General features: G+C 39.2%; 13 protein-coding genes. 2 read left to right on the top strand and 11 right to left on the bottom strand.

All coding sequences use genetic code 11. From position 1 onward, the window contains the following. Nucleotides 1-156 precede the first annotated feature (156 nt). The 7 genes from CCK98_RS21795 to CCK98_RS21825 all read right to left on the bottom strand — a co-directional run bounded on the left by CCK98_RS21795 (nt 157) and on the right by CCK98_RS21825 (nt 10,173). The gene (locus CCK98_RS21795; RefSeq protein WP_088088501.1) at nt 157-1,785 is read right to left on the bottom strand and encodes an NAD(P)/FAD-dependent oxidoreductase; all 1,629 of its coding nucleotides are present in this window, start codon (nt 1,783-1,785) and stop codon (nt 157-159) included. Between the two features lie 84 nt (nt 1,786-1,869). Next, nucleotides 1,870-2,799, bottom strand: coding sequence for an alpha/beta hydrolase (locus CCK98_RS21800; protein ID WP_218780167.1), 930 nt, complete (start codon nt 2,797-2,799; stop codon nt 1,870-1,872). 851 nt (nt 2,800-3,650) lie between these two features. After that, nucleotides 3,651-5,099 carry a GntP family permease gene (locus CCK98_RS21805; RefSeq protein WP_088088502.1) on the bottom strand — a complete coding sequence of 483 codons (1,449 nt, stop codon included), beginning with the start codon at nt 5,097-5,099 and terminating at the stop codon, nt 3,651-3,653. Between the two features lie 53 nt (nt 5,100-5,152). Beyond that, on the bottom strand, nt 5,153-6,049 hold the full coding sequence (locus tag CCK98_RS21810) for an NAD(P)-dependent oxidoreductase (RefSeq protein WP_088088503.1): 897 nt from the start codon (nt 6,047-6,049) through the stop codon (nt 5,153-5,155). A gap of 140 nt (nt 6,050-6,189) precedes the next feature. Beyond that, on the bottom strand, nt 6,190-6,948 hold the full coding sequence (locus tag CCK98_RS21815; RefSeq protein WP_218780168.1) for an SDR family NAD(P)-dependent oxidoreductase: 759 nt from the start codon (nt 6,946-6,948) through the stop codon (nt 6,190-6,192). A 23-nt stretch (nt 6,949-6,971) separates the two neighbouring features. Further along, nucleotides 6,972-7,760, bottom strand: coding sequence for an acetoacetate decarboxylase (locus CCK98_RS21820; protein WP_088088504.1), 789 nt, complete (start codon nt 7,758-7,760; stop codon nt 6,972-6,974). Nucleotides 7,761-8,196: 436 nt separating this feature from the next. Beyond that, the gene (locus CCK98_RS21825) at nt 8,197-10,173 is read right to left on the bottom strand and encodes a sigma-54-dependent Fis family transcriptional regulator (RefSeq protein WP_088088505.1); all 1,977 of its coding nucleotides are present in this window, start codon (nt 10,171-10,173) and stop codon (nt 8,197-8,199) included. A 251-nt stretch (nt 10,174-10,424) separates the two neighbouring features. Between CCK98_RS21825 and CCK98_RS21830 the strand changes: the two genes are divergently transcribed. Further along, nucleotides 10,425-11,315: a LysR family transcriptional regulator gene (locus CCK98_RS21830; RefSeq protein ID WP_088088506.1), complete on the top strand. Its 891-nt coding sequence runs from the start codon at nt 10,425-10,427 to the stop codon at nt 11,313-11,315. 193 nt (nt 11,316-11,508) lie between these two features. On the opposite strand, the gene CCK98_RS21835 is transcribed toward CCK98_RS21830, so the two are convergent. Together CCK98_RS21835 and CCK98_RS21840 are read right to left on the bottom strand one after the other, a co-directional pair. Continuing rightward, on the bottom strand, nt 11,509-12,726 hold the full coding sequence (locus CCK98_RS21835; protein ID WP_088088507.1) for an MFS transporter: 1,218 nt from the start codon (nt 12,724-12,726) through the stop codon (nt 11,509-11,511). Nucleotides 12,727-12,872: 146 nt separating this feature from the next. After that, nucleotides 12,873-13,277: a carboxymuconolactone decarboxylase family protein gene (locus CCK98_RS21840; protein WP_088088508.1), complete on the bottom strand. Its 405-nt coding sequence runs from the start codon at nt 13,275-13,277 to the stop codon at nt 12,873-12,875. Between the two features lie 437 nt (nt 13,278-13,714). On the opposite strand from CCK98_RS21840, the gene CCK98_RS21845 reads away from it, so the two are divergent. Beyond that, nucleotides 13,715-14,551, top strand: a complete 837-nt coding sequence (locus CCK98_RS21845) for an NAD(P)-dependent oxidoreductase (RefSeq protein ID WP_088088509.1) — start codon at nt 13,715-13,717, stop codon at nt 14,549-14,551. A gap of 244 nt (nt 14,552-14,795) precedes the next feature. On the opposite strand, the gene CCK98_RS21850 is transcribed toward CCK98_RS21845, so the two are convergent. Both CCK98_RS21850 and CCK98_RS21855 read right to left on the bottom strand, forming a co-directional pair. Next, nucleotides 14,796-15,572 (bottom strand): enoyl-CoA hydratase/isomerase family protein, encoded by a 777-nt coding sequence (locus tag CCK98_RS21850; RefSeq protein WP_088088510.1) that lies wholly within the window; start codon nt 15,570-15,572, stop codon nt 14,796-14,798. A gap of 113 nt (nt 15,573-15,685) precedes the next feature. Further along, a complete protein-coding gene (locus CCK98_RS21855) occupies nt 15,686-17,758 on the bottom strand; it encodes a (Fe-S)-binding protein (protein WP_088088511.1) in 2,073 nt (690 codons plus the stop codon). Nucleotides 17,759-17,976 lie beyond the last annotated feature (218 nt).

The raw sequence follows: 17,976 nt of genomic DNA on the forward strand, positions 1-17,976 counted from the left end.
CTACCATGCAGGTTTGGGTATAATAGTTAATAAAAGAAATTCATTGGGTGATATAACAGTTCATTCACAGCAATCAGCAATGTAATATATGGTGCAGTGTTTTAGAGCCGGGCCGGGCCGGACTGGACTGTCCCCGGCTCCGTTAGTAGTATTAATTTATTTCACGTTAGCCATGGCACGGTCGAAAACAAAGCCCTTATAACCCGCCTCTTCCAGGGCCTTTCTGTAGTTCCCTAAGCCTCCCAGATAGAACATGACCGTGTTCTTCTTGCCTGGGATGTTCGCTCCGAAAATCCACGATTCCCCCTTCGAAAACAGCGTCTGGTCAGAGATCATCCGGCATGTCGTGACCCACTCGTCCTCCGCCTCCTGTGTTGGTTCAATGGTGGCAATGGTGTTTTCGACCATGTACTTCACGGTGTCCGCTATCCATTCGACCTGAGTTTCAATGCTAGGCGGTAAGTTGGTAAAAGGGCCGTTTGGACCAAGTATCATGAAAAGATTTGGAAAACTGTTATTCGTCATGCCGAGATACCCAGTCGGTCCATCCGCCCACTTATCGCTCATAGTGACACCACCGCGTCCGCGAATGTCGATCTTGGTATAGTTGCCATCCACCGCGTCGAATCCGGTTGCGTAGATAAGTACGTCCAATTCATACTCGCCATCCGTGGTGCGCACTCCTTTTGGTGTAATTTCCACGATTGGGTTCTCCTTGACATCGACAAGTGAGACATTGTCTCGGTTAAATGTATTGTAGTAGCCATTGTCACAAAGCGGACGTTTGGCATATAAACCGGTTGGCATCAACTTGCGTGCCGTTTCAGGGTCCTTAACGATCTCTTGGATTTTCTTGCGGATGAAATTGGCCGCAGCTTCATTAGCCTCGGGATTGGTGGCAATATCGTTGAAGGTGCTAAACATGAAGCGGAATCCGCCTCCTGTATTCCATGCCTCCTCAAATACACGCTCTTGTTCCTCTTTCGAAACCTCAACCGCTGATACCGTGCTTTCCTCAAAACCGAAGGCCACGGCTGAGGATTTTGCCTGTTTCCATATTTCTTCGTAATTTTCCTTTATTTCCGCTTTCACAGCATCGGATTGTACCCTTAATCCAATCGGTACACTGTATTGTGGAGTCCGCTGGAAAACCGTCAGATGCTCGACCTCAGGGGCAATAGCTATAATTACCTGAACCCCGGTTGAACCAGTTCCAATGACGCCTACTCGTTTACCCTTCAAGTCAACGCCTGAGCTTGGCCATCTAGCAGTGTGATATTGTTCACCCTTGAAGGTCTCCCTGCCCTTAAAATTCGGCACATTCGTTGCTGAAAGAAGCCCAAGCCCGGTAACAAGAAACTTCGCAGTGACGGTTTCGCCCTTATCAGTGGTGACTTCCCAATAGTTAGTCTCTTCATTGAAATGGGTTGCTGTAACCTTGGTGTTGAACTGATAGCTGCGTCGTAGATCGAAACGGTCAGCAACGGTGTTCATATAGGCAAGGATTTCCGGCTGCGTCAGGTAATTGTGCTTCCAATCCCCCTCCTCAAGCAGTTCCTTGTCAAAAGAGAGGCGGTAGAGAAAGCTCTCGGTATCCGAAAGTGCTCCAGGATAGCGGTTCCAGTACCAAGTGCCGCCGACATCAGAGCCATTATCATAGGCTCGTACGTTTAGGCCAAGTTCATTGCGGAGTTTATGAACAGCGTAAAGGCCCCCGAACCCGGCACCAACAACAACCGCATCGAAATCTAACCCTTTTGTCTTATGATTATTGCGTTGATTCATAATGGTTTTCCCCCTATTTCTTATTTTCAATTTGGTTTTCATTTGTTCACAATCAGCATGACATTGAAAGGTTATTCCTTATTTTTACAATGCCCGATACCAAGCTGCAATCCTGCTGACTTCCTCATCTGCTTCAGGAGCGCGCCCGGCCAGGCATGGGAAAACATGCTGCATTCCTTCTACAACTGACAGTGTGGCTTGTACACCGGCCTCAGTGGCGCGAGTGTGTAGTCGGCGCGCATCGTCCAGCAGCATTTCGGCTCCACCCGCGTTGATGTAAAGCGGTGGAAAGCCATTGAAATCGGCGTGCAGCGGGTTGGCTAATGGATCACGAGTCTTCGAATTGTCATCACCCATAAACATCCCAATCATTCCTTCGAGCAATGGGACGGTGATTAGCGCGTCGGTAGCGGAATTGCTCTCAAGCGTGCTGCCGGTTAGTTCCATATCGAGCCATGGCGAGAAAGCAATGACGGCACCTGGAAGCTCAAGACCCAATTCACGGAATTTTAGCACCGATGCTACGGCAAGGTTTCCTCCTGCAGAATCGCCGATTGTGCCGATATCCTTTGCCTTAATGCCGGACGCGAGCAAGGCTTTGTATACAGCAGCAGCATCCTCCAATTGTGCTGGGAAAGGATTCTCCGGGCTACGGCGGTAATCCAATACTACAGAGGACACGCCCAGTGCCTTGGCCATATGGCCAGCCAGCTTCCGATGGCTTGTGGAAGATCCTACGGCAAACCCGCCGCCGTGAGTGTAGATTAATACTTTCGATTTGTCGCACCCAATAGGGTATGCCCAGATGACATCGACACCACCTACCTTATCCGTCTTATAAGTCACATCCTCAGGCTCAAATGTAGGTTTTTCCCATTCGTCAAAAAGGCTTCGGAAGTCCGCTATCGTCATGTTCGGATTTGCCTCCATACGGTCGCTCCAATCCTGGTACAATGCCCGCAGGTAATCTGCTTCATTTGATATAATTTTTGTTTTCTGCTCCATTGATTTCATAATCGTTTTCCTCCTTTGTTTTTTGGCTAATTTTCACCGCTCTTATTGAATGCGGTTTCATTTATGATGAATCACTTAATTAATATGCAATTACCGTGCCAAACTAAATTATGAGGTATTTTCCGCTTTCTCTTTATTTGTGTTTTTTTAAGTGTATTAAATTTGAAGCAACGAATTTTAGAAATAAGGGAATGAACCCCTACATATTCAACTATTCTTAATTTTGCGACAACTTTTCTCGCTTTTGCTTCATTAAAGAATTAGCTGAAAATTTAGGTTAATGCTGTCTGAGGACAATTGCATACAATAACAATAGGAAGCTTTAGATTAATCTGGCACCCATGTCAAAGATATATGAAAAAAAGAGTTAAGAAACTAAAAGATGATTCCTATACTGAATGAGGGCACTGAAAAACATTACTTTTTTAGTGATTTATGTGTTTACATCAAAAAAAATAGGCAACTTCTTGTACGATTTCGAACATGAAGTTGCCTATTTCTATTCTCCTTTACTACTATCCCAATATGGTATACCCCTGAAATATACATTTATAATCATCCTTTCAATATTAATTAGGCAAACAAGCGAACTGCTGCCCTTTGTTATGAATGTGGAACCAACTTACCATACACAGGAAGCTCTATTTTTTTATTGGCCTTTTTAGTTTTTTGGGGAATTTTTTCCTTTACCAATTGCAAACAAGAAATTCCAAGATTAAATTTTATTTATAGCAAAGAGGGCATCTCTTAAAGCTTTGCTTTGAGACACCCTCTTCAATATTAGTATGTTTATATTTTTGATTGTTTAATTTAGGAAAAATCAATCTAAGCTTTTCATCACTACATGCAAATTATACAATGCCTGTTAAAGTATAGAAGACGATGATGAATGCTACCGCAAGTGTTTTAATAATAGTGATTGCAAAAATATCCTTGTATGCTTCCTTATGTGTAAGTCCAGTTACGGCAAGCAGGGTAATGATACCTCCATTGTGTGGAAGAGTATCCATACCACCAGATGCCATAGAAATAATACGGTGCATAACTTCTGGTGGGATATTAAATTGAGCAGCGGAAGCCAAATACTTCTCAGACATAACACTTAAAGCAATACTCATCCCTCCAGATGCAGAACCCGTAACACCCGCTAAGACGTTTGTCGTCACGGCTCCATTAACTAGAGGGTTGGTGAAAGCACCAGAGATTGCATGCTGAACAGCCGCAAATCCTGGCAAAGCTGCAATTACTGCACCAAAACCATATTCTGCCGCGGTATTCATAGTAGCAAGCAAAGATCCACCTATTCCAACGTTCAAGTTTTTTTGAAAATTAGTTTTAACTGCGTTAAAGTTAAGTGCTATTGTCGATATAATTCCGATTAATAGTGCAATTTCAACTGACCAAATTCCAACTACTGAAGACAGATTAACTGACCCATAAGCTTTCAACCCAATCGCTGAAAAATCAAAGCCATTTTCATACCATTTAGGAATGGAAACAGTAAAAAGTTTATTCATGATCCCGACCAATACAAGTGGTAGAAAAGCAAGCCAATCTTTTGCACTAACGGCGTCAAGCGACATCTTCTTGTTTACTTCAAATTCTTCGTTTTCAACTGCGAGACTTGCTGCCATTTCAGATTCTCCTGCTTGTATTTTACCGAAGTAACCTTCTCCAGCAGTAGCAGCTTTACGACGACATCTTTCAAGATATAACATACCTACTACAATGATGAAAAGAGAACCGATAATACCTAAAGTAGGTGCTGCATAGATATCTGTTTTAAAGAAAGTGGTCGGAATAACATTTTGAATTTGCGGTGTACCTGGCAAAGCATCCATAGTAAAGGTAAAGGCTCCAAGTGCAATTGTACCAGGAATAAGCCGCTTAGGAATATTTGTTTTTTGGAACAACTGTTTAGCAAATGGAAAAACGGCAAACACAACAACAAACACACTAACTCCACTATAGGTAAGAATAGCGCACATAATTACAATTGCTAGAATAGCACGTTTTGCTCCAACCATACGTATAACGAGCTTAGCTATTTTATTAGCTAATCCTGATATTTCAATCACTTTTCCAAAGATGGCCCCCAATAGGAATACAGGAAAATAGTTTTTAATGAAATCAACCATTTTCACCATAAAAATATTAGAAAAGAACGGTAAAACATGTCCAGGTTCTGTTAAGAATACAGCGAGTAAAGCACAAATTGGTGCAAACAAAATCACGGAAAATCCTTTATAGGCCACAAATATTAATAACCCTAAAGACAAAAGAATAACGATTATGTCCATAATACCTCCCATTTGACAGTGAATTATTTGTATTAAAATATAGCTTTACTACTTTATCGTATTAGGGTAGATGATTTCTGGATATACCCATTATTTACAGAAATCTTGTCTAATTCTTCATCTATTTCCCTATGCAATACATCCATTGAATCGATTAACAAACTTGAAGTTAATGCACCAAGAGGTAAAGAAAGTTGGTTTTTAGAACATTCCTTAATGATAGCCATTAAATCCTTGTACAAAGCACCCAGTGTGGCTTCTGGTTTCCATTTACTGACTTCACCCCAATGATTGACAACCCAACTGCTGCCTGTACTTACGCTTAATAGCTTCAAAATTTCGTCTTGGGGCAGACTATATTTTTGTCCAAATCTAAGCCCTTCTGCCATACCTGTGACATTAATACCTACAATTAAATTATTGACAAGTTTTGCTGATTGTCCTGCTCCACTTTCTTTTCCAAAATAAAAAATATTCTCGCCTACTGCTTCGAAGTAACGATTACACTTTTTAACTACATCTTCTGCACCGGAAGTCATAATCGATAATGTAGCAGTTTCTGCTCCGGACTTACCCCCACTTACAGGAGCATCTACCAAATGAAATCCCATTTTTTCAACTTTTTCATCTAACTCTTTCACAGTTGTAGGATCTAGAGTACTCATAATGATGATGGTCAGTCCCCGTTTATCCGCTGAAGTGATCCCTTGTTCCCCGAAAATAACATCTTTTGTCTGTTCTGCAGTTCTTACTAAAGATATTATAGAGCCGTCTGAGTTTTCAGCCACTTCTTTTATTGAATCGCAACAGATAATTCCTTGTTGCTGTGCTGTTTTGAGGGCCTTTTCATTTGTATCATAGGCAAATACTTTGAAACCCGATTTCTGTAAATTTATTGCTATAGGCAGCCCTATTTCACCCAAACCTATAAAACCGATTTTATCACTCATTATAAAAACCTCCTTAATAATTACTTTTTTCACTTGCGAACCCAAACAGTCTATTTAGGTTCGCTTTCAACTAGCACGTAATTTGGGCTTTACAAGGAGTAGCAGGCAGAATAGGCTTGTTAACCTTGCGAAGCGTTAAATCAATTTGCCGTATATCCACCATCAACAGGTAACACGATTCCATTGACGTTTGGGCTATAAGAGCTACAAAGCCAAACAACAGCTTCCGCAATATCGGTTGGATTTCCAGGTTTTTTCCTTGGAGTTCTGGCAATCAATGATTGTGATTCAATTCCTAACGTCTTTTCCGCTGCCTCTGTCGCAATGAAACCTGGAGCAACCGCATTGATACGAATCCCTTGTTCCGCATACTCACTGGCTGCAGTCATCGTCAGACTTATAACACCTGCTTTGCTTGCAGCATAAGCAGAACGTTCTGGCACACCCGTCATTCCAAAAATCGAGGCGGTGTTCACAATCGCGCCCTGTGTCTTTAAAATCCATGGAATTTGATATTTCATGCCAAAGAAAACCCCGGTCAGATTGACATCTATGACCCTTTGCCAATCCGACTCATCAAGATCTGCTATCTTATCAACGGCACGTATCCCTGCATTGTTATGGGCAAAGTCAAGACGACCAAAGGCTGAAATCGCAGTCTTTATAGCGTTTTCAACGGACTGGGAATCAGCAACATTAGTACGGACGTAAATCCCCTTGCTCCCTAACTTTTCAATAGCAGAAAGAGTCTCATCTCCGTGTTCATCAAGGTCGCAAACGACAATATTTGCCCCGCGGCGAGCAAACGCCAATGCAGTGGCTTGCCCGATTCCTCTTACGGAACCAGTAATTAACGCAACTTTACCTTCGAATTCATCTGAGATTTTTGTCATTTCCATGTCTTATGTCTCCTTCGTAATCATTATTTTTGCAATTGGGCTTCGACTTCCTCGGTTTTTGAAGGTGATATTGATTCCCCATCAAGATAATTGTAGATACGAGTCGCTGTTGAAACCGTAAGGTCGGTTAAGATATGGGATGCATGTATCACCTCAAGTACAGGAAGATCAGCCATCGGAGCAAGGGCGTGGTCAAATAATTGTAAACGAGCCGGGCCCGTCCATGCTTCTTTGATGGTTAAATCAGTAATTTGTGTACGAAGGAGTTCACATACTTTAAGCTTTCCATCAAAATCCGGCACGATTTTAAGCATAAACGTCGGTTTCATAATTTCTTCTCGAGCTTGATCAAATTCAAGAGGTTGATGCTTGTAACCCATAGTTGCATTGGCTATACGCAAGCTTCCATATTCAACCGTGCCAACAAGTGTGTCTGAATCAATAAATAAGCGGGGAGACCCAAGCTTTTTAGGATAAGCACTTGCTTCACGCCCGACAGCAATGGCAGGATGATTATCTACATACATACAATGTGAATACTCTCCCTTTATACCGTTATATGTAACTGGTATCACCTGGCCTGATTCTGTATAACGACCGAGTCCAGTCGCATCTGGCATATACATGATTTCAAACTTTACCAAGGGTTCTTCTACTTCTAATGGTTCGGGAACAATCCTTTTTAAGGCGTCGAGATCGGTACGATAGGTAATATTTAGGTACTCACGGTTATTAAATTTAAAGGGTCCTCGCGGAAAGGCGGGCCCGCCTAGTGGGGTAGTTATTTGTTTTAGAACATCTTTTTTCAACATAATGCTTTACACCCTTTCGTTTTTTACTGTTTTCACTAGGTATTGCTATAATTGTTTTCCTCCTTCATTTTTTGGCTAATTTTCGCCTTTTTTAATGAATGCGGTTTCATTTATTAAGCCTTCTTAGATGGATCACTTAATTAATATGCAATTACCGTGCCAAACTAAATTTTGAGGTTTTTCCTATTTCTTTTTATTTGTGTTTTTTTAAGTGTAGTAAATTTGAAGAAACGAATTTTAGAAATAAGGGAAATGACCCCCTACATATTCAACTATTCTTAATTTTGCGACAACTTTTCTCACTTTTGCTCCATTAAAGAATTAGCTGAAAATTTAGGTTAATGCCGTATGGGGACAATTGTATACAATAACAAAAAGGAGGCTTTGGAAAGCCTCCTTTTTGTTATTGAAAGTCTAAAAAGATTTGCTTATTCTGTTACTTTAGACTTTTGATATCATAACCCATTTTTTTTAATTTTCGATAAAGGGTGCTGCGGCTCATGTTTAATTCTTTCGCTGCATCCGTGACGTTCATCCGTGAACGTTTTAACGCTGAAATAATCCAGTCTAATTCAGCCTGATTGACGGGATTTATTTTCACCGTATTAATAGGTAAGGTCTGTTGTTTATGGATATGTTTTGGTAGACTCTCAGGGGTAAGGATGCCGTTGGCTGAAAAATTGATTGCATATTCCATCGCATTCTCCAACTCACGAATATTTCCAGGCCAAGAATGATTTCTTAATATTCCCATAGCTTCGTCAGTTATATGGTAAGGACCGTGGTGTTTCTTAATGGTAAGCTTTTGCACAAAATTTTCAGCTAGTAATGGAACATCTTCTGAACGATGACGCAATGCTGGTAATTCAATGTGAAAGACATTAAGCCGGTAATAAAGATCCTTACGAAATTTCCCCGCTACTATTTCTTCAGGAAGATTTTTATTGGTCGCTGCAATGACGCGAACATCTATAGGGATACGTTTTTTATCCCCGATTCGGATAATTTCTTGCTCCTGAATCACTCGAAGCAGCTGTACTTGTGAATCCAGAGGCATATCACCTAATTCATCCAGGAAAAGTGTTCCCTTATTCGCCAATTCAAACTTCCCTATGCTTCCTTTCGGATTAGCACCTGTAAAGGCACCAGCCACATATCCAAAAAGCTCACTAGGAAGCAAATCCTTTGGTATAGCAGCACAATTCAAAGCAATAAAAGGAAAATCAGATCTGTTGCTTGCCTGATGTATGGCGCTGGCAACTAGCTCTTTCCCCGTGCCGCTGTCTCCGGTAATCAAAACATTAGAATCACTTGAGGCCGCAACTCGAGCTAATTGAACGGTGCTCTTAATTGCTTCTGATTTGCCAACTAAGCTTTGTAAAGAGTACTTTGCATAGTGATTATGGTTAGCAGTTGAATGACTTATTCTATTCTTTTTCTCTAAAATAGAAATTAAACCTATGAATCTATCGTACCAAAGAATTTTTTTGTATATTGCCCGATATTGACTGCCATGAAGAGTTACTTCATCCTCCCATTCCTTTTTCGTAGTTAATTCATTGTTTTCTACTGTCCGTGACATTAACGATGTTATCTCATCGACCTGAAGATCACTATTTATCCTTAATATTTTCCCTTTTGAGTTACATAAGATAACGATTTGGTTTTTCCATTTACTAATCGCTTCAATGTAAATGTTTTGCATCATTTCACGTGCTTGGTAGTAATTGTGAAATAGGGACCTTTCTATTTGATTCACGATTCCGACGGTTTTCATCATGCTAAGAGTATGGTAACTATCACTGGTTGTAGAAAGGTTTATTATCCCTAACAATTCACTTGTAAGCGGATCCAAAATAGGAGCTGATGAGCACACCCAATCATGGCAACTATGAGAAAAATGTTCGGAAGAAAAAACTTGAACAGGCTGTTTTAAAATGATTGAGGCACCAATTGCATTAGTACCGGCCCAACGCTCTGACCACTGAGCCCCATTATTTGCATTCACTGAGTTTCCTATATGACGAGCTACAGGCATATCTCCATAATGATCTAAAATTATGCCATCACTGTCACAAAACATGAGTACATGTTTATCATTAGAAAGTTCTTGTCCCGCCTGTTTAAGTACTGGCTGCGCTAGATGAAAAACTTCATTTTTTTCCCTTATTTCTTTGAGCTCTTCATCCGAGATATTTTTTACTGACCCTTGAATCATCGGATTCAGATCCTTATATTGCTTACTCCGATTCCAAGATTGTAAAATTACCTCTCTTACTTCAGTTAATTCCGTAGGCTGCTGTCCGATTTGAAGTGGATTGAAGAAGAAGTTTTTCCATTTTTCATGATATTTTTTTCTGAGTAGAATAATATCATTTTTTGATACCGGGTCTGAAAAAGGAACAAGGGACATATAGTACTCACCTCTCAATAATTCTGAATATTATTAATTTATATATTAATAGAGGGAAAATCAACTACTACACTTCATGGGAAATTATGGAGATTTTAAGCAAAATTCGTTTCTGTGTTGAACTCGCTCCTATAATTTATATTTTTATTCACATTTTGTTCACACTTAGTATACATCGCCTATTTATATGAGTAAAATGAATTTTAGGAATAAAACATATGTATAAATTTCATAGATCGGAGATTACATTCATGGACATACGTCACCTCACTTATTTTATTGAAGTAGCCAAATACAAAAGTTTTACTAAAGCTTCGAGATCCCTCCATTTGTCACAGTCTACACTAAGTAAAGTAGTCAAAAGTTTGGAAGAAGAATTAAATGTAGAACTGATTGACCGTTCCGCAAAGAAAATTGAATTAACGGAAGCTGGCGAAATCGTTTTAGCGGAAGGGGAAATGATAATGGAATCGCTAAATGATTTATCTATTCACCTATATGATTTAATGAACTTAAAAAAAGGCAAAATAAAAATCGGCATACCGCCAATAATTGGTTTTTTATTTTTCCCAAAAATCATTAAAGGGTTCAATAATCTTTACCCCGATATCAAAATAAAACTCTTTGAAGATGATTCAAGAAAGGTTAAACAGGAAGTCAGAGATGGAATATTAGACCTTGGTGTGGTTATGCTGCCGGTGGATGAAAAGGAGTTTGATGTTGTTCCCTTTGTTTATGATGAACTGTCTCTCTTTGTCCATAATTCCCATCCATTAGGGCAGAGGGAAAAAGTTGAAATGAAAGAGTTACAAAATGAAACCTTCATTCTATTTAAGAAAGAGTTTGCTATTCATGAACTCATTATTCAAGAATGTGAACGAGCTGGTTTTCGCCCGGAAATTGCTTATGAAAGTTCTGAGTGGGATTTTATTTGTGGAATGATTGGCGAAAACTTAGGGATTTCGATTTTCCCAAGACCCGTTGCCAAAAAAGTCGATCAAGATTTAATTAAGGCGATTCCCATCGTCAATCCAAGCTTCCCTTGGAATTTAGGATTTATTTCCAAAAAAAAGAAGTACGCTTCACCCGCAGTTCGTGAATTTATCCAGTATATTTCAGCTGAATTACCTCCTGAATCATGAAAATGATAAATCTATTACTAGTTTTTCAGTGGTGCATTCTATCCGTCAGTAAAATTTTTATCTATTCAATAATATATCGAAAAAGGCTCTCGTTTGAATAAAGATTATTCAAAACGGGAGCTTTCAACGTGAAAGTAAATCGCGACTAGGGATATATTTTTAAACAAACTTTATTCTAAATTGCTTTTTGCGATCAATTAGGCGATATCTCTTTTAAACGAATTTCATTATTATTTAATACTACATGGTCTTTCCGACCATGTAAGAATAGATAAAAAATAATTAGGACAAACATTAAAATACCTAACCATACATACAAATTGCTGTAGCCAAGGACCGGTACTAAATATCCTAAGAAATAAGGGCCGAAGCCAAGACCTATATCTAAACCAATAAAGTATGTGGAAGTAGCTAATCCCATTTTTTCTGGCGTCGTTACTTTAATTGCAAGAGCTTGAAATGCAGAAGAAATATTACCAAAACCAATACCAATGATAGCTCCTGAAAGTAATAGAAGGAAGGCACTATGCGAGATACTTAAAAGAAGTAAACCTACTCCAAAGAGAATGGCACATGGATATACAATATAGTTAGCACCTTTTGTATCCATCATACGACCTGTAAATGGACGTGTGAGAAGAACTGCTATAGCGTATGCTAAGAAAAAAAAGCTTGATGCACTAAGTAAATCACGTTCTTCTGCAAAGAAGTTAAGGAAAGCAATAAGGCTTGCATAGCCTAATGCAAATAATAACGTTAAAATTGAGATAGGAAGTGCTTTTCCATCAATAAATAGAGAAATATGAAAGCCTTTTTCTTCTTGTACCGTATGTGCTTGGATTTTCGATATTTTTGTAAATAAGGCACTGATTAGCGCTAAAATTGCAAAAACCATACACAACATGAAAATAACAAAATAAGTAGTGTGTTGGCTCAACAACAAACCGAAGAACGGTCCGATAGCTGTTCCAAGTGTTGAACTCATACTGAAGTAACCAATTCCTTCACCCTTACGAGAAATTGGTAAAATTTGAGCTACGACTGTACTTGTAGCTGTAGAAGCAATTCCAACTGCAAAACCATTTACTAGACGGCTAATGATCAATACGATAATCCCTGCTTGAATAAAATATAATGACATTGTTATAGGGAATAGAATTAGACCAATCATTAATATTTTTTTCGTGCCAACTTTGTTAATAATTCGACCTGTAACGATTCTACCTAACAATGTTCCGACAATATAAATTCCGGCTACAAGACCAGCTTGTGAAACAGAAGCATGAAACTCTTTTACCGCGTATGAAGCCATTGTAACCATTAATAAATAAAAAATAATCATAATTATGAAATTAATAATGGACATACTAATAAAATCTTTTGTCCATAGTTTTTCCCTTGCATTCCTCACTTAATATCCTCCTGCTCTCTTAATTAAATTCTACTGTATTTTTTTAATACATGTGCATTTATTCACAATCTCAAAAAAATTAATCCACCTGCGTTAGCAGGTGGCGTTTAAGGCATGTGAACGGTTTTATTAATGTTGCTGCATTCTTAATCGTTAATTTTTACATTTCTTTGAGCAAAAACTTTTTTTACCAACTTTAGAGCATTCAAGACACGCGGGAAGCCTGTATAGGGAATCAAGTGCACGATAGTTCCAACAATTTCCTTTGGAGTTAATCCAATTGTAAGTCCTGTGTTGATATGCAATTCCAATTGCGGCTCTGTACCTAAAGTTACAAGAGAAGAGATTGTGACAATCGTACGTTGCTTATTAGTTAAGCCCTCTCGTGAATAAATATCTCCAAAAGCAAATTCAACAATATAACTCTCTAAATCAGGTGCAAGTTCTTTAAATTCGTCTACAATATTCATGTGTGTTCCAATTTCCTTGTTATCTGTTAAAGTATACTCCTTTATAATATCTACACCTTGTTGGTAACGAGTTTTTTCCATGTTATATTCCTCCAAAGACATCATTTGTATTTGACAGAAATAAATATAACGCAGTTTTTGTTATTCGCAAAATACATATAACTCATATAATACATTCCTTTTTTTCATGGTTTAGGATGTAATTCAGTTCTACATTTTATTGGTCTTCTAAACTTTGACTACTTTACTTTTGTGTAGACTGTTACCAATGGAGGGATTTCGAAACTTTAGTATAACTTTTGTATTTGGCTACAATTAAGTAAGTGAGGTGACGTATATCCATTAATATTATCTCCTATTTATGAAATATATGCATATATTTTATTCCTATAATGCATTTTACTCATATAAATAAGCGATGTATACTAAGTGTGAACAAAATGTGAACAAAAATATAAATTATAGGTGCTAGTTCAATGAATAAATCATAACTACCTGTATTATAGGAGGAATTAATCATGAGTAAAAAAATTGGATTTATAGGACTAGGAACAATGGGCTTCCCGATGGCAGTAAATTTAAAGAAAGCTGGTTTTGAGGTAATTGGTTATGATGCCTTTAAAGGTGTTTATGAGAAAGCAAAAGCTGCTGGAATAACAATGGTAGAAACTTTAAAAGAAGTGGCCGATCAAGCTGACGAAGCGATTATCTCAATGGTTCGTGACTATGCCCAAAATGTTGACATTATTTTTGGTGAGGACGGCCTATTATCTGCTCAACCAAAAGATAAAACAATCATTGTCATGAGTACACTTGACCCTGATACCATGAATCAATTAGGCAAAAAAGTCGAAGAAGAAAGTGATTTGAAACTAATTAGCGCTGCGGTAAGCGGTGGTGCTTCAGGTGCTCAAGCTGGAACCTTATCGATTATGACATCCGGTTCAGAAGACATTGTGAAATCTTTCCAACCATACTTTGCTGCGATTGGGTCCAATATATTCTACTATGGAGGGGAGCCAGGCAACAGCCAAGTAGCAAAATTAGTTAATAATATGATTCTAGGTATTAACATGAATGCTCTAGCTGAAGGACTTAAATTAGGAAAACACTATAACTTACCTCAACAGGAGTTATTAAACTTGTTACAAGTTAGTACAGGTGATAGCTGGGTAGTTAGAAATTGGAGTGATGTTTCTGAATGGACAGCAGACACTGCCTTGGCTGTTTTACTTAAAGACTTAAAGGCGGCTTATAACGAAGGGCTTAAACATATTGTATCCTTACCATTCAATGCCTTATCATCCACACAATTATTTGACGCTATGGGAAAAGAGAAACCAGAAGTCAAATAATTGAATAAAGTTACCACTTAATTGGTTGATTATACAATCTCTCTAATAGGAAAGTGTTCTGTATTGAACAGAATGCTTTCCTTATTTGATTAAATAAGGTTGCTGTAACCAAGTACTAAGTCACCTTATCGACTTGAAAGAATAGTAAACGACAAGTAGCCCCAAATACAAGATGAAAATTGTGTTTTCGGGGCTACTTTTTGTTTTCTTTCTTTCCTTAATGTTATTGTTTGCAATTGTCCCCTTACATTCCTTTGAAGAGAGCCGGCCTTTTATCAAGAAATGCTTGTGTCCCCTCTTTTTTATCTTGAGACCCAAACAATACGGCCTGTGCCAGTTTTTCAATAATAAGCGCCGTGTCCATATCAGCATCAAATCCATGATTAATAACGAGTTTGGCCATTCTGACAGCAAACGGACCCTTTGCTAGAATCTTTTCCGCTTTCGCTTTTACATTCTGCCACAATTCTTCCATCGGAACGGCCCTGGAAACTAAACCAATATCCTCTGCTTGCTTTGCTGTTAACATATCGCCAGTCAAAATCATATCTACTGCTCTTCCCTTTCCTATGATCCGGGCTAAACGCTGGGTTCCTCCCGCACCCGGAATGATGGACAAATTGAGTTCCGGGAGCCCGAATTTTGCATGATCAGCAGCGATACGAATATCACAGGCCATTGCCAGTTCACAGCCTCCACCCAATGCAAATCCATTAATGGCTGCAATCGTTACTTTGTTACAATTTTCGATTCTGCGGTAAATACCGGACATCCCAGGAATGAGAGCATCTAATGGCTGCTTTTCTCTTAATTGCCTGATATCAGCTCCAGCTGCAAATGATTTTTCCCCAGCTCCAGTAATAACGATTACACCTACTCCTTCATCATTTTCCAGAGTTTCCAAGGCATAGCTTATTTCCGTCAAGGTTTGAGCATCCAATGCATTTCTGACTTCCGGTCGGTTGAGCTTAATAATCCCAATTTGTTCTTCTAGTTCTACTAAAATATTTTGATATTCCATTTGATCCACTCCTTGATTGAAAAGGGTCTTTCGTACAATAAAACAAGATCACATTTCCTGTTGTATTGATAGAAATTGCTGCTCATCCTTCTATGAGCACTCCTTGCAAACTACTATCCCGCCAATGAAAGTTCAACAATCTCTGCTATATCCATTGTTCTAACTTGATCTTCTGCTTCTTTTGCTTTGGTCCCATCGGTTAACATGGTTAAGCAGTACGGACAATTACTTCCGATCATTGTTGGACTAAGTTGAAGCGCTTGTTCGACACGTTCTACGTTAATCCGTTTTCCCTGTGTTTCCTCTATCCACATCCTGCCGCCACCGGCTCCACAGCACATGGCATTCTCTTTATTCCGTTCCATCTCTAAGATTTTTACGCCAGGAACAGATTTAAGAATTTGGCGTGGGATATCGTAGATGTTGTTATAGCGGCCCAGATAACAGGAATCATGATAAGCAATCGCTTCCTTAACTTCCTTCACCGGCTTAATCCGGCCTTCCTGGATCCACTTCCAAATCAGCTCAGTATGGTGATAAACCTCCGCTTCCAAACCAAACTCGGGATATTCATGTTTAAATGTGTTATAAGCGTGAGGATCGATAGTTACGATTTTCCTCACACCATTGGCCTGAAAGTTAACGATATTCTCCTGACATAATTGCTGAAATAAGAATTCATTCCCCATTCTGCGGGCCGTATCTCCCGAATTTCGCTCTTCGTTACCAAGAATGGCAAAGCTGATACCGGCCGTGTTCATAATTTTTGCAAATGACTGCACAATCTTTTGACTTCGTTTATCAAAAGATCCCATCGATCCAACCCAAAACAGATATTCAAATTCTTTTACCTCATTTACCGTTGGAACAATGATATCATCACGTTCCTCGCGCCACTTGATACGCTCCTTCCTGTTAATCCCCCATGGATTACTTTGCCGCTCAATATTTTGAAAATAACGTGTAGCCTCGTGAGGCATTCTTCCTTCGGTCATAACCAAATAACGCCTCAAATCAATGATTTTATCCACATGTTCGTTGGCAACCGGACATTGGTCTTCACAATTCCGGCATGTCGTACAAGCCCATAATTCTTCCTCGGTAATCACATCTCCGATCAAATTAGGCATTTCAACCGTTGACGCAGTTTCCTGTGCAGCCAAACCAGCTGTTAATGAAGGGGCTAATGCAGAAGTGCCGGAAACAAAACTAGGCATCCATGGACTACGGGAAGTAATGGAGGCTCCTGTTTCTGTCAAATGATCCCTCATTTTAACGATCAGATGCATAGGAGATAATGTCTTCCCGGTTACTGAAGCCGGGCACATATTTGTGCAACGTCCGCATTCTGCGCATGCATACAAATCGATCAGCTGCTGCTGGGTAAAATTCTCAATTTTCCCGACCCCGTATTCCTCTATTCCTTCGTCTTCAAAATCAATCTTGCTCAATTTTCCAACAGGACCGACCTTCTTGAAAAAGATGTTAAACATCGCAAACAACTCATGCGCTTGCTTCGACTGCGGTACAAACACCATGAAAGATAACACGGTTAACAGGTGCAGCCACCAAAATAAGTAGAACAAAATGGTACCTGCCGTCTTTCCAATGCCGGAGAACGCTGCAGTAATCACTCCTGAGAATGGAGCATGGGAGAAATCGGGGTTTTTCCCCAGCATAACCTTTTCAAATCCCAACGAAAGCAGGATCGCTATAGTCAGCGTAATTAGGGCAATAATAACAAACGCGGCTTTGGCATCTCGCTTCAATTGCAACCGCTTCAGCTTCTCAATATAACGGCGATAAAAAGCATAAACCAAAGCACACAACATGAGGAATACAGTCCACTCCTGCAAGAGACTGAAATATTTATATGCGCCGCCGAAAGGAAATTCATAACCTCTGATAAATCCCTTTATAATGATTTCAACGAGTCCTACCTGGATGATAAAAAAACCATAAAACAATACTAAGTGCATAAGACCGCTTTTCTTGTCCTTAAACAATTTTCGCTGGCCAAACACATTCACTAACACCGCATTGATTCGTTCTTTGAGGTTAGGCTCAAAATCGACTTTTTTACCAAGCTTCACAAACAAATACCGGCTGTAAACGAGTTGGGCAAACAAATAAACCGCATATCCTGTCACGGCAAGGAAAGCAAGAAAATTCAGTAGTAATAACATCCTGTTCCCTCCATTGTTAATTTTTAGTCAGTTTCGATTACGTTCCAGATTAAATAATAATAATAGAAAAAAAGATTAGAACTTTAAAATCGGTGGGTATTTATTCCATTTCCCATATCATATTGTAAGGAGATAATAGGTTTGAGGATAGTCCCCTCTTATTTTTTAAGAGGGGACTTAGATAACCAGCATATTTCAACATACATATCCTGTAACTT

The organism is Bacillus sp. OV166 (assembly GCF_900177675.1).
In the GTDB taxonomy this organism is placed as follows: domain Bacteria; phylum Bacillota; class Bacilli; order Bacillales; family Cytobacillaceae; genus Neobacillus.

Coding starts and splice junctions, on each gene's coding strand:
- CCK98_RS21795 (WP_088088501.1), bottom strand. CDS start 1,785: ATGAATCAACGCAATAATCATAAGACAAAAGGGTTAGATTTCGATGCG.
- CCK98_RS21800 (WP_218780167.1), bottom strand. CDS start 2,799: ATGAAATCAATGGAGCAGAAAACAAAAATTATATCAAATGAAGCAGAT.
- CCK98_RS21805 (WP_088088502.1), bottom strand. CDS start 5,099: ATGGACATAATCGTTATTCTTTTGTCTTTAGGGTTATTAATATTTGTG.
- CCK98_RS21810 (WP_088088503.1), bottom strand. CDS start 6,049: ATGAGTGATAAAATCGGTTTTATAGGTTTGGGTGAAATAGGGCTGCCT.
- CCK98_RS21815 (WP_218780168.1), bottom strand. CDS start 6,948: ATGGAAATGACAAAAATCTCAGATGAATTCGAAGGTAAAGTTGCGTTA.
- CCK98_RS21820 (WP_088088504.1), bottom strand. CDS start 7,760: ATGTTGAAAAAAGATGTTCTAAAACAAATAACTACCCCACTAGGCGGG.
- CCK98_RS21825 (WP_088088505.1), bottom strand. CDS start 10,173: ATGTCCCTTGTTCCTTTTTCAGACCCGGTATCAAAAAATGATATTATT.
- CCK98_RS21830 (WP_088088506.1), top strand. CDS start 10,425: ATGGACATACGTCACCTCACTTATTTTATTGAAGTAGCCAAATACAAA.
- CCK98_RS21840 (WP_088088508.1), bottom strand. CDS start 13,277: ATGGAAAAAACTCGTTACCAACAAGGTGTAGATATTATAAAGGAGTAT.
- CCK98_RS21845 (WP_088088509.1), top strand. CDS start 13,715: ATGAGTAAAAAAATTGGATTTATAGGACTAGGAACAATGGGCTTCCCG.
- CCK98_RS21850 (WP_088088510.1), bottom strand. CDS start 15,572: ATGGAATATCAAAATATTTTAGTAGAACTAGAAGAACAAATTGGGATT.
- CCK98_RS21855 (WP_088088511.1), bottom strand. CDS start 17,758: ATGTTATTACTACTGAATTTTCTTGCTTTCCTTGCCGTGACAGGATAT.